Here is a 12,655-nt window from a genome sequence, read left to right on the forward strand (position 1 = left end):
TAGATTATAATCGCGTTGGGTACGCTTGTTTACCGTAATAATTGGATGTTTCATAAATAAGTCGATTTTGTGTCAACTTATTTCAGGACGGGACAATGGCATAAAAAAAGCCCCTTAAAAAGGCTTATATCAATAGAGATTATTTCTAATTATAGGCGTGTGCAACGGTTACCGGTGTTGGCATTAGTTTTTTGCAAATTCAATTAACTGTTTTAAATTTCCTTTATCAGCTTCTCTTAAAGCTGTTATATATTGATTTCTTGTTTCGTTAGCTTTAACCATATTTGATTGATGCCAAGAAAATATTTCATTTCCAAATATTGATTCCATAATTATATCAGCCATCATCCTTGAGTGTCTTCCATTTCCATTTGGAAAGCAATGAATGGATACTATGCGATGTTTAAATCTTATAGCTATTTCTTCAGGTGGAAAAGTGTTGTTATCTATCCAATATTTAGTATGGTCTAATAAATTTTTTAATTCAATTCTAATTTGTGTCCACGGAATTCCAATGTTCTTTTCAGTCTTTCTAAATTCTCCTGCCCATTTCCATACATCACCATACAGTTTTTTGTGTAAGTCTTTCACAAATTTTTCAGTTAAAATTTTTTCAAGTTTGAATTTTGAATGAATAGTCCATTCAACTGCTTTTTCAATGTTCAATTGCTCAAATTCATCTAGTTCTCCTTGAGTAGTGATAGACCTTATTTTAAGACCTTCCTTTTCTTCTTCGTCTAAAGGTGTTTGTCCATCTTTATAATCGAATTCTAATCCCATAATGATTTTTTCATCTCTCGTTTTATTTCGCTAGCAAGCTCTTTTATGGTTTTGGCTATTTTTTCATCTCCAATTCCTTGGTCCTCTAATTTCATATTTTGGTTAGTTCTTAAAACTATTTTCCGGGCTAGCTTTTCTGCTTTTATTTGAATTAAATCGTTTATTGTCCCATTTAGTGGGACCAGTGCATATACTAATTTCAAGTCAATTGCATTGGCTACATCTTTTAAAGAATTAAGCGTTATCGTACCATTAGCTTCACTGTTCTCTATTCTTTTTACTCCTTGTCTTGTAATATTTAATTTGGCACCAAGTTGTGCCATAGTCATATTAAGTGACGTCCGAATTGTATTTATCCATCCACGTTCTGGGACCAGGACCTTTCTAGTTTTAGAGAATGGTTGAAGTTTTTGGTCCAATTGCTCAATTAAAAGTTTTTGCTTATTTCTCATTTTTGTAACTCTTTAAGTTTACAAAATTATATAATTGTAAACATATGAATTTACAAATATATAAAAAAGTAACCTTATGGGTTTACAAGAAACAAAAAAAGTAAACATTTAAGTTTACTTTTAGTTATTCTGTTAAATTAATGCCAACGTCTCTGTATATGAAACGTAGCGTATAAAAAGACGCTATCATTTCGGATTATACATGAGCCGAATTTTTAAATTTTTCTTTTTATCTTAATTTTCTCAAAAAGCCAAATTTAAAAATTTGGCGGTCTTCGCAAATACACACAAACCTCTCGGAAAGCCTATAATAGCTATTTTTTATATACGGTGTGTGTGCCCAGTATGGGCATCTTTACCTTATAGCAATATAAGGATTTATCTAGAGGGTGTAAGTCCCTTATGCGCTAGGGTAACGTCTGGAAGCATTAGTAAGTCGCAAGGGTGGTAACCGCGAGGTTACATCTGAAGAAAGCGAGACTACAAAACTCGGTACCGACGAACAGGAACCGTATACTGGACTTACCATATTTAACTGGTCATAAAAGCCAAGAGTGTATACGTTATCAGTTGTAAAATGAACGATTGCTTACCTGATAAGCACTTTTATGGCGCACAGAAAATTTAGGTTCAGATTTTAACTTGGCATAATAATTTTAACTATTTCTTGCAACATCGTTTCGTTTATTTCGTTTATTTTCGTGTAAAACCTTAATAACTGAAATTGAAATGCAACAATATAAGAACATAAAAAGACCCTCAAAGGAAGAGCAACTTACAGCTATGGAATCTTATAATGCTCTAGCTGCTACTTTGGAAGAACTTACAAACAAAAATCCTGAAATTGAGATTGAGGAAACTTCAGAAAAGATAAAGATTCCATTAAAAGCACTAAAATTATTAGCTAAAATATTAAAAGCTACTAGTGAAGGAAAGCCTATTTCTCTCGTTCCAATGGCTACAGAAATGACCACACAATCAGCTGCTGAATTTTTAGGATGTTCAAGACCTCATCTTGTCAAATTGCTAGAGGATGGTAAAATTCCTTTTGTTAAGGTTGGAAAGCATAGAAGGGTTAAGTTTGAAGATGTAGTTAATTATAAGAATGAGATGAAAGCCCATCAAGAGAAGATTTTGATGGATATTATGAATTCGGATGAAGAACTAGGCTTGTATGATTCATAGTGTCCGATTTATAGCTATCCTAGACACAAACATTATTTATCCGATTGAAATTCGGGATGTGTTATTTTGGTTTGCACATTATGAATTGTTTACACCAAAATGGAGTAATCATATTTTTGATGAGTGGGAAAGTGTAATGAAGAGAAAAGGTGTTAGCGAAGAAATAGCAAAAAAGAGAGCTAATATGGCTAATTTAGCATTTCCTGATGCATTTGTTTCGAATTATGAACCACTAATTGAAACTTTAACTTTACCAGATTTAAAGGACAGGCATGTTATGGCTGCTGCTATAAAAACAAATGCTAATGTAATAGTAACCAATAATCTAAAAGATTTTCCCGAAAAGTATTTAGGAACTTTTGGTTTGTCCGTAAAATCAGCAGATGATTTTATTACCGATATAATCGATTTAAATCATGAGAAGGCTGTTGAGGCGTTCCGTAAATTAGTTTTGAATAGAAGAAATCCTGATTTGGATGAGTTCGAGGTCTTAGATATTTTAAGAAAAAATGGTCTTAAGGATTCCGCTGATTATTTACACTCTTTGATTTGAGAAATGTTCGTTAAGAGACATAGCTGTGAACAGTACGGGAGCAAACTACCATTTGCTTTCCGCCACGCACATAGCGAAATCTTTTTGTTTTGATTTATTTTTTCCTGTCCAGGGCATAATCCAAAAGATTTCGCGGACTTTATAAAAATACGCAAACCATTCGTTTATGCCTGAAGCCCGTATTGTTTATAGGTTTTGTTAGTAAATGTTTTTCCGCTACTCAATTGCATAAACTTCTAGAAACATATGATTTATTTCCATTCGAATTAATGTAATAACAGCCTCCTCTGGGTCCCCTGTAATAGCTTTTAGAACTTCTATACCTTTTTGTTTTATACTTGGTGCTACTGGATTTTGTACTCTTTAGAGAAGAACTGTAAGAGATAGATTTACTTTTGAGTCCGCTAGTAAGTTTTCTTTCCGTCTCTTTGGATTTGGTAAACTCTGAAGTTGTGCTACTTCTTTTAATCCAAATTTCACTCATATATCCGCAAAGTGAGCCTTGACAAACTTCAAAATAACCTTCTTTATAGTCTAGAATTATTACTTCTTTATCTTCTTTGAAAATTGTAATAATGTCGGCAAATACACTCGAATCCTTTTTTAATTTAGCTCCTTTCCTAGCGATTGCTGTAAGTGAAGAATCTTTTATTTTGTCCATAAATTTCTTAGACTTTAGCTGGGCTATTTTTAAGTCTATTCCATTTATAGAATCGGTCAATTTTTGAACTTCTAGCTCAAATTTCTTTTTTTGATTTTCTAACTCAACTATTTTCCCATCTGTTTGCGAATAACTACATAATGTAATTAGAAAAGTTAAATAGGTTAAGAAGTGTTTCATTTAAATATTTGCTAACGTTTTAGTATAAGAAACGTAGGGCAATAAATAAGCACTATCGTTTCGATTTATTACTTAGCTAAATATAAATATTTTGCTTTTATATTTTCTTCTATAAATGTCAAATTTTATATTTAGCGGACTTTATTATTATGCACAGAACTTTCGGTTTAGCACAAACGCCCTATGTTTTTTATACAGTGTTGTAGCCAGTTTTATTTTAAATATTCAAAAACATCTACCATGTTATATTTTGGACTTCTACGCATAAAGTCTCTAAAAAAAGCAATATGACTTGAACCCATAAGTATAAATACTCTATCATTTTGTGTTAATGAAATTTTATTTAAATTCGAATACATTCTAAGGTTTCTTTGATAATACTTTGCAGCGACGTCAGCACCTTCAAATTTGTTTTTAGTTGAGATATGAGTCATTATATCAGCGTTGTATGCTATTAAATAATCTAAATATTCAGGCTTATTTTCCATTTTCAACTTTTCCAGAGTATTTCCATTTTCATATTTAGTTTCTGAAATAGGTCCATAATAATCCATAAAATCTAAATAAATTTTTTCATTTTTGCTCTTAGCCAATGAATCAATTAAACGATAATTATACCCCATTTTATGGTCTATTCCATATATTCTATTAACATTACTAATTCGACCAAGTTCGTATCCAAGTAATTCACCTTCAGAGGGGTTTTTAAATTCCATTTTAGGATTATTTTTATACTCCTTGTATTCTTTTTGTAATTTTTCGTTATATTCAGGTGAACTCTCAAGTATTATTACTGTTGGTTTAAAAGCAGACAATAGTTTTGCTATAGAATGAATTTCCTTTTTGTTTTTTAAGTTTCTCTCATCGTATTCTACTGAATTGGCATCATTTGTAAATCCCATATGAAACGTCGCCATATTTAATACTTTAATCTTATTCTCGTCAATACTTTGTGTTTCAACTTGACCAATACCTTCTTTAATTTTTTCGTTGTTACTGCACGAGAATAAGATTGTTACAAGTAGAATAGTTAATACATTTTTCATTTATAGTAGAATTTTGTTGTTTAATTAAGACAATCTTATTTTGAAATTGTTACAGTTAGTTATTTTATTAATTGGACGAGAGGTTTGTCAAATTGGCTACAACAATTGTATATGTGCACCATTACACCTATTCCGAAATAATCAGAAATATGTGTAATGTTTTTTCCATGCACACTAATATACCATTAAAGAATAAACCTACCATTATTAGCTCATATTCCATTACGGGAAACCATAATCACAAAAAATGTTTTCGTCTAAGTAAGAAAGGACTAAAATTCACCGAACAACCAGTCTGTTTTTTACAGGTTAAATGTGCTATATATTCGTAAAAACATAGACAGTAATCGCAATCGCAATTGTATTGGAAAAATTAATTTTAAAAAGCGTAATGAATTATTTGGTAACGTAGACCCAGTTCATTGGACTGAGTAAGATACATACGATCGGACTCGCACAGGCGAACAAGGATATGCACCTGTCCGCGATCGCCTATAATCTCAAAAAGCCCCTTAAAGAGGCTTATATTAATAGTGATTATTTCTACATATAGGCTTGTACTACGGTTACCGGTGTTGGCAAAAGTTATTTTTTCAATTATATTTTTAATATCCGTTCTATGTATTTGGTATCTATATTGTTATTTGTTTTAGGTAAATGGTTAGGCTAATTAAATTATAAAACTTTAGAGTTCAACACTAATTTAACTCCCACAATTAACAATAATACTGCGAATGCTTTTTTCAATGTTATTGCAGGTAATTTATGAGCTATTTTAGCTCCAATACGTGCGGTGAAAAAGCTAGCTAAACTTACACAAATAAATGCATAAAGATGTACAAAGCCTAATACACCATTTGGTAATGTTTCTTTTATATTGGGATCAAGAAATTGTCCAAAGATTAGAAATCCTATAGCACCGGCACTAGCAATAGGTAAACCGCAGGCAGCTGATGTACCCACAGCATTCTGGATTTTTAAACCATAATTACTTAACAACGGAACGGTTAACGTACCTCCGCCAATACCAAAAATTGCAGAAATAATTCCTATAAAGCCACCTAAGATAGTTTGTCCTGTAGGTGGTGGTAGTTTGCTAAAATCGTTTTCTTCGAAAGATTGATTTTTCATAAATAACATTTTTAATCCTACTAAAAAGGCACCTACACCAATTATTGCCTGAAGAGAATTACCATGAATAAATGATGCTATACCTGCACCAATTAACGAACCAAGTACCAATCCTGGCGCCATACGTTTCCAAACACTCCAATTTACTGCACCACGACTATCGTGCGCTCTAAGTGAACTAATGGATGTAATAATAATAGTTGCTAAGGATGTACCAATTCCAATATGTGTAAGTGCCGCTTCAGGTATACCCTGTGCTTTAAAAATGTAAATTAATGCTGGTACAATTATCATACCTCCACCAATACCAAATAGACCTGCAAGTATGCCTGCAAAGGCACCGGCAATTAGGTAATAAAAAATAAATATGTCCACGTTTTTTGTTTATAGGTCTTTGTTTGACAGAACGAAAAGAGTAAACGAAGTATCAAAAAAGAGGGGGTTAATTAATATTTAACGGCAAGTTCTTTACGTATAATTTCTGCACCTGCGCTTAAAGCACTTAACTTATCTCTTGCTACATTTCTAGATAGCGGAGCCATACCACAGTTTGTGCTAGGATATAGGTTTTCAATAGCTACAAACTTAAGTGCTTTTTGTAAAGTAGCAGCTACTTCTTCAGGTGTTTCAATGGTATTTGTTGCCACATCAATGGCACCGACCATTACTTTTTTACCACGAATGAGTTCCATTAAATCAAATGGCACACGTGAATTATGACATTCTAATGATACAATATCAATATTGGATTTTTGAATTTTCGGAAAAATTTCTTCGTATTGACGCCATTCTGAACCCAATGTTTTTTTCCAATCATTATTAGCTTTTATTCCATAACCATAACAAATATGTATCGCAGTTTCGCAATTTAAACCTTCAATGGCTCTTTCCATTGTTGCCATGCCCCAATCGTTTACATCCTCAAAGAATACATTAAAGGCTGGTTCATCAAACTGAATAATATCTACTCCGGCATCTTGTAGTGCTCTAGCTTCTTCATTAAGTACTTTAGCAAATTCCCACGCCAATTTTTCTCGGCTTTTATAATGGTTGTCATATAAGGTATCTACCATAGTCATTGGTCCAGGTAAAGCCCATTTAATAGTTTTGTCAGTCTGTTTACGTAAAAATTTAGCATCATCAACAAATACTGATTTTTTACGCGTAATTTCATCAACCACAACAGGAACACTCGCATCATAACGGTCACGAATTTTTACCGTCTTACGATTTTTAAAATCCACACCACTTAAATGTTCTATAAAAGTGGTTACAAAATGCTGTCGTGTTTGCTCGCCATCACTAATGATATCAACCCCTGCTAATTGTTGTTCTTGTAAAGAAATAAGTAAAGCATCTTGTTTTCCTTCAAGCAACCGTTCTCCTTCTAATTTCCAAGGTGACCATAGTTTTTCGGGTGGGGCAAGCCAATCAGGTTTGGGTAAACTTCCAACAGTTGAAGTTGGTAATAAAGTTTTCATATTAAAATTTGTTGAATTAATTAAATTGAGAAATTAGCAGACCATTGTTGGAGGATGTTTTTGTAAGGTTTTATGAATTTTTCCTCAGCAAATTTACCTTGTTCAACTCCTAACTTAGTACGCTCTTCTCTGTCGTATATGATTTTTGTTAAAGAATGATCTTGATTTTTTAAACTAGCATTATAACACAATCCTGCAACAGAATTAGCATTGTAAATTTCAGGTCTATAAATTTTTTGAAACGTTTCCATGGTACTAATAGTACTAATTAATTCAAGGTTTGTGTAATCAGCTAGTAAATCACCTACAAAATAAAAAGCTAAAGGAGCAACGCTATTAGGTGGTATAAAATAACGAACCTTTAAACCCATTTTACCGAAGTAATCTTCCGTCAAAGAAGATTTGTTAGTGTGATATTCATAACCTAATATAGGGTGATGATTTTCTGAACGATGATATGTTTTATTGCTGGATACACTCAAACATATTACAGGTGGTTTAGCAAAGTTTTTTTTATAAGTTTCTGAATTCACAAAACACTTAAATATATTTCCGTGTAATTCACCAAAAGCATCAGGAATACTGTAATTGTCTCTATCTTTATTATGTTCTGAAAGTAAAACACTGAAATCATAATCGCGTATATAAGAAGAAAAGTTATTACCAGCAATACCTTCAATGCGTTTACTTGTATTATGATCAATAATATATGTTTTTAAAATTTCAATTGAAGGGAATGTTGTGCCACTGCCATCAATATCTATAGCAACAGAAACGATCTCTAGTTCAAGGGAATATCTGTTATTATTAGGATTATCCCATTTTGCCAAGCTATTAAAACGATTATTAATCATTTTAATAGTGTGCCGTAAGTTTTCTTGACGGTTTGTTCCCCTTGCTAAATTTGCAAAGTTGGTTGTTGTTCGTGAACTATTAGACGGGATATAATTTTCATTGAAAAGATTTAGCTTTAGTGTAAATGCAAAATTATTAATAATTGCATCCTGAGAGGTTTTACTATTTTTCTTCTCGTTTATTTCTGAGTCTTTTAATATTGTTGCTTTCATTTGAGGACCTTAATTGGTTGTTTTGTCTGTCAAAATTGGCAATAAAAGATGATATAATTATAGGAATCAATAAAGTAAGATAAAATATCTTAATTATGTATTTCATAAGATAAAATATCTTTTTTCTTGGTGATTTACTTCGCGAAAAGAAAATTTATCTATGCCTGATTTAGATGAAATTGATTTGAAGTTATTAAAGTTGCTTCAACAAAATGGGAAATTGACTACAAAAGAGACTGCAAAACAGGTCAATCTATCACCAACATTCCTTGGTCTTCTAATTTTATATTTTGGTTAGTTCTTAAAATTATTTTTCGTGTCAATTTTTCTGCTTTTATTTCAATTAAATCGTTTGTCGTCCCATTTAGTGGAGCCAGTGCATATACTAATTTTAAGTCAACTGCACTGGCTACATCTTTTTACTCCTTGTCTTGTTATATTTAATTTTGCACCAAGTTGTGCCAATGTCATACTTAGTGATGTAGGAATTGTATCCATCCACGCTCTGGGACCAAGATCTTTCGGATTTCAGAGAATGGTCGAAGTTTTTGGTCCAATTGCTCAATTAAAAGTTTTTGTTTATTTCTCATTTTTGTAAATCTTTGAGTTTACAAATATCCTGAAGAGTTTGAATAGAAATGTTTAATCAGAAAACAGCTTCATGATTCTTAACTAATTGTCCACTTTTTAGTGGTAAGTCTAGAAGTGGTTGGGAGGTCTGATAAGAAATTTTGTTCGGTAAAATGTAAATCGATCCATCAATATGAAAACATCTAAAAACAAGATTTTTTATCTAAGAGTAGGCAATCAATTGAAAAGAATAGAAGGCTTTTATAGCAGTTTAATACATCTGGTTTTACTATCATTAGAAGTACGGTTCTCTTGAACGACAGATTTAACCCTTAATATTTTACGGATTATAGGAAGACCAGGAAAGGAGCCCTTTATTTATTTTGTTATGATTTTGGGTTCTTGGCCATGTAGAGAAAAGTAGTGCAGAAATATTTAATTAAACAATGGCAAGATTATATGAACGACTAATAGATGGGATAATGATAATGTACAAAAAAAGGGATGACCGTTGGGTTATCCCTTTTCTAATATCTTATTTTAAGTGGTTTTAAGCTCTTGAGGTCAGTGATTTAAAAAATACAAACCCAAAGCCTAGGAACAACATGAAGTGAAACGGAAACAGTCCGAAATCATTTAGGGGTATTGCGCTGTACATACCAAACATGAAATAGAGCATAAGGGCAAATTCCAATATCATGTTAGGTGATAATTTTTTGGCCAGGTATTTATTACCTTTCCAGCTTTGCTTTATGGTGCTGATATTAAATTTAGGTGTACGCACAAACTCGCTTCGTTTGCCCATATGCCCTTCTAGTACAGCAATGGTATTATGTAACGAAAAGCCTAGTGCTACAGAGAAAAAGGTAAAAAATATGCGTATGTAATCTACAAAATTGTTAAAGCCGCTGCCTTGTATGCTCTTATAGGTAAACCAATAGCAAACGAATAGGATAATGGTACTAACGGTAAACAAGCTCAATAGCGAGAATACCCAGTCTAAATGAGCATACATGTTTTTAATATATAATGATGGTATGCTTAATAAGGCAACTAAGAATACACATAGAAACATAGAGCTGTTCAGTAAATGCATTACCCCATGGAACTTGGTTTTAAAAGGTATGTTCTTTGCGCTTATTACGCTCCAAACTGTTTTTCTAAAGTTTTCTGCGCCACCTTTGTTCCAACGAAATTGTTGTGATCGTGCGGCACTGATTACCACAGGTAGTTCAGCGGGCGTTTCTACATTCTCCAGGTATTTGAATTTCCAGTTTTTTAACTGTGCTCTGTAGCTAAGATCAAGGTCTTCTGTCAACGTATCGCCTTCCCAGTTACCGGCATCAATAATACATTCTTTACGCCAAATACCTGCGGTACCGTTAAAGTTAATAAAGTGCCCTTTGCTATTGCGTCCAACTTGCTCTAATGTAAAATGCGCATCAAGGGCAAAGGCCTGTATTTTCGTTAGGGTAGAATAGTCACGGTTCAAATGGCCCCAACGGGTTTGTACCACGCCTATTTCTGCATCTTTAAAGTAGATAACGGTTTTCTTCAACCAATCTGACGCCGGTAAAAAATCAGCATCGAAAATGGCTATGAATTCACCTTTAGCAATTTCAAGCCCTTCTTTTAAGGCACCGGCTTTAAAGCCAGAGCGATCTGTTCTTGTAATATGTTGTATGTCTAAACCGGTTTCCCTTAATTTTGCAACACTGGCAGCCGTAGAAATTACGGTATCATCTGTAGAGTCATCTAAAACCTGAATCTCCAATTTGCTTTTGGGGTATTCTATTTTTGCAATGTTCTCTAATAAGCGATCCATTACATATTCCTCGTTATATACAGGAAGTTGAATGGTCACGAACGGAATCTCCTTTGGGTCTAACAAGTTAAATTTTGGAGCTGTTTCGTTCTGTCTTTTTTGTGATAAGTAGTTGATCAACAGATTTAGCTGCGCCAAGCTATAAAAGAAAATCAATAGTAATGATATACTATAAATAATGATAATAAAATAAGCTAAAGCTAGTGCCATATTATTTAATACTGTATTTGAAGATCCACCCCAAAATTTTTATGCCTGCAAATATACTACCTTTTACGGTTCCTGATACTTTTGAGACACCAATTCTTCGTTTGTAACGCACTGGTACTTCGGTATATGTCATCTTTTTTTTAAGAATTTTTAATTGCATTTCAACCGTCCATCCATAAGTTTTATCTTCCATGTTCAATTCTTTGAGCTTTTCGTATTTAATTGCCCTAAAAGGACCTAAATCCGTAAATTTTGCGCCAAAAAACAATTGCATTAAAAAAGTCGCCAACCAGTTGCCAAAAACCTGTTGCGGGGTCATTGAACCCTCCTCTCGCAAGCCCTTTGTTCTGGCACCAACTACAAAATCAATGTTATCTTTTAAAATAGGGGCAACCACTTTGTCCAGTTCTTCTGGATAATCAGAATAGTCACCGTCAATAAATACGATAATGTTGGGTTGTTTCGCTGACAATGCTATATAATCTAACCCTTTAAGACAGGCATAGCCATATCCTTTCCTGGTCTCTGTAAGTACGGTTGCACCTGCGGCTTCGGCATTTTTTGCAGTATCATCTGTAGAATTGTTGTTTACAACAATTACCTCAGATATTGTCCTTGGTAGCCCTTTAATGACTAGGGCAATGGAATCTGCTTCGTTAAAAGCTGGTATTATTACTTTAATATCTGTCATTATTTTAAGTCTGATAAACTATTTTCATTGGTAAACGCTCTAAAAGATGTCCATTCTTTAATCTTTTCACCTCTGCTGTATTTCTCTGCAGCGATCAATTTAGTATCCTTGTATTTTAAACAATAACCATTTTTAATGCCCTTGTCTAATTGGCATTTATGGTTTACGCGTCCTTTTTTATCATAGAAGAGCCACCAACCAATTTCTTTATTGTCAACAAATTTTCCTTCTTTGATTCTAATACGATCTTCATTGAAAAAGAACCAATATTTCTCTTTTTTGCCATAGCTGTAAAAACCTTGTTCAGATTTGTGACCGTTTGGATGATAAAATGTCCAATAATCTGTTCTAGTGTTAAAGCGGATCCAGCCTTCACTTTCTAATGTGCCATCATCATAATAGGTGCGTTCGTACCGTCTATCTTCAGGATTTATAAAAGCCAATAATCCTAAACAAATAAGGAGGGAATAAAAGGGTTTTAAGAGCTTCATTTTAAGTGCTGTAGGGTTAACGTTTAGGTCATTTCTATATCAAGGACCACAGAATTGTTTAGTGTTTTTCCTTTTTTTTGTACTTTCCGGTTCTTTGCTAAATTAGGTTGCCTATCATTGTTATACGAATTTTTGTATCTACGGATTTTTTATTTTTTTTATCTTCTTCGATTCAAAACCATTTTTTATGTTAATGGGGAAACAAACCTAACAAGACCAATTGGCTTTCTGAATACCGTAGCAGCTTGCACTTATGTATCATTATTTTTTGCTGACCAGTGGGTAATTAGACTGCCCTAAAACGATGCCGATATGATTATTTATAATTTGCT

At 33.1% G+C, this 12,655-nt stretch carries 13 protein-coding genes and 1 pseudogene; 4 read left to right on the forward strand and 10 right to left on the reverse strand.

Features of this window, described 5'->3' with window-relative positions; genetic code table 11:
- Positions 1–183 precede the first annotated feature (183 nt).
- Together BW936_RS12160 and BW936_RS12165 are read right to left on the reverse strand one after the other, a co-directional pair.
- Positions 184–780 carry a mobile mystery protein B gene (locus tag BW936_RS12160; protein WP_076548686.1) on the reverse strand — a complete coding sequence of 199 codons (597 nt, stop codon included), beginning with the start codon at positions 778–780 and terminating at the stop codon, positions 184–186.
- A complete protein-coding gene (locus BW936_RS12165) occupies positions 771–1,232 on the reverse strand; it encodes a mobile mystery protein A (RefSeq protein WP_076548687.1) in 462 nt (153 codons plus the stop codon). The genes BW936_RS12160 and BW936_RS12165 overlap by 10 nt, the downstream gene beginning before the upstream one ends.
- Before the next feature lie 729 nt (positions 1,233–1,961).
- On the opposite strand from BW936_RS12165, the gene BW936_RS12170 reads away from it, so the two are divergent.
- Both BW936_RS12170 and BW936_RS12175 read left to right on the forward strand, forming a co-directional pair.
- A complete protein-coding gene (locus BW936_RS12170) occupies positions 1,962–2,417 on the forward strand; it encodes a helix-turn-helix domain-containing protein (RefSeq protein WP_076548688.1) in 456 nt (151 codons plus the stop codon).
- Entirely contained in the window at positions 2,407–2,970 is a 564-nt protein-coding gene (locus tag BW936_RS12175) for a PIN domain-containing protein (protein ID WP_076548689.1), read from the forward strand. The genes BW936_RS12170 and BW936_RS12175 overlap by 11 nt, the downstream gene beginning before the upstream one ends.
- A gap of 220 nt (positions 2,971–3,190) precedes the next feature.
- Here the strand turns inward: BW936_RS12175 and BW936_RS12180 are convergent, their stop codons facing one another.
- Entirely contained in the window at positions 3,191–3,811 is a 621-nt protein-coding gene (locus BW936_RS12180) for a hypothetical protein (protein ID WP_076548690.1), read from the reverse strand.
- 212 nt (positions 3,812–4,023) lie between these two features.
- Complete coding sequence (locus BW936_RS12185) at positions 4,024–4,857, reverse strand: DUF5694 domain-containing protein (RefSeq protein ID WP_076548691.1); 834 nt, start codon at positions 4,855–4,857, stop codon at positions 4,024–4,026.
- Positions 4,858–5,269: 412 nt separating this feature from the next.
- Here BW936_RS12185 and BW936_RS20230 point away from each other — a divergent pair.
- Positions 5,270–5,374: pseudogene (locus BW936_RS20230) on the forward strand (transposase); the annotation flags it as partial.
- 158 nt (positions 5,375–5,532) lie between these two features.
- On the opposite strand, the gene BW936_RS12190 reads toward BW936_RS20230, so the two are convergent.
- The 3 genes from BW936_RS12190 to BW936_RS12200 form a co-directional block, all read right to left on the reverse strand.
- Entirely contained in the window at positions 5,533–6,363 is an 831-nt protein-coding gene (locus BW936_RS12190) for a sulfite exporter TauE/SafE family protein (RefSeq protein ID WP_076548692.1), read from the reverse strand.
- A 71-nt stretch (positions 6,364–6,434) separates the two neighbouring features.
- On the reverse strand, positions 6,435–7,469 hold the full coding sequence (locus BW936_RS12195; protein ID WP_076548693.1) for a methionine synthase: 1,035 nt from the start codon (positions 7,467–7,469) through the stop codon (positions 6,435–6,437).
- 20 nt (positions 7,470–7,489) lie between these two features.
- Complete coding sequence (locus BW936_RS12200; protein ID WP_084182067.1) at positions 7,490–8,536, reverse strand: DUF1852 domain-containing protein; 1,047 nt, start codon at positions 8,534–8,536, stop codon at positions 7,490–7,492.
- Between the two features lie 160 nt (positions 8,537–8,696).
- Between BW936_RS12200 and BW936_RS12205 the strand changes: the two genes are divergently transcribed.
- Positions 8,697–8,834: an AsnC family transcriptional regulator gene (locus BW936_RS12205; RefSeq protein WP_394333588.1), complete on the forward strand. Its 138-nt coding sequence runs from the start codon at positions 8,697–8,699 to the stop codon at positions 8,832–8,834.
- A gap of 822 nt (positions 8,835–9,656) precedes the next feature.
- Here the strand turns inward: BW936_RS12205 and BW936_RS12215 are convergent.
- Genes BW936_RS12215 through BW936_RS12225 form a run of 3 tightly spaced genes read right to left on the reverse strand, consistent with a single transcriptional unit; the run spans position 9,657 to position 12,323 of the window.
- Entirely contained in the window at positions 9,657–11,141 is a 1,485-nt protein-coding gene (locus BW936_RS12215; protein WP_076548694.1) for a cellulose synthase family protein, read from the reverse strand.
- A 1-nt stretch (position 11,142) separates the two neighbouring features.
- Entirely contained in the window at positions 11,143–11,832 is a 690-nt protein-coding gene (locus BW936_RS12220; RefSeq protein WP_076548695.1) for a glycosyltransferase family 2 protein, read from the reverse strand.
- Positions 11,832–12,323, reverse strand: a complete 492-nt coding sequence (locus tag BW936_RS12225) for a toxin-antitoxin system YwqK family antitoxin (protein WP_076548696.1) — start codon at positions 12,321–12,323, stop codon at positions 11,832–11,834. Before BW936_RS12225 ends, BW936_RS12220 begins: the two co-directional genes overlap by 1 nt.
- Between the last annotated feature and the right edge of the window lie 332 nt (positions 12,324–12,655).

Source organism: Maribacter ulvicola (assembly GCF_900155985.1).
In the GTDB taxonomy this organism is placed as follows: domain Bacteria; phylum Bacteroidota; class Bacteroidia; order Flavobacteriales; family Flavobacteriaceae; genus Maribacter; species Maribacter ulvicola.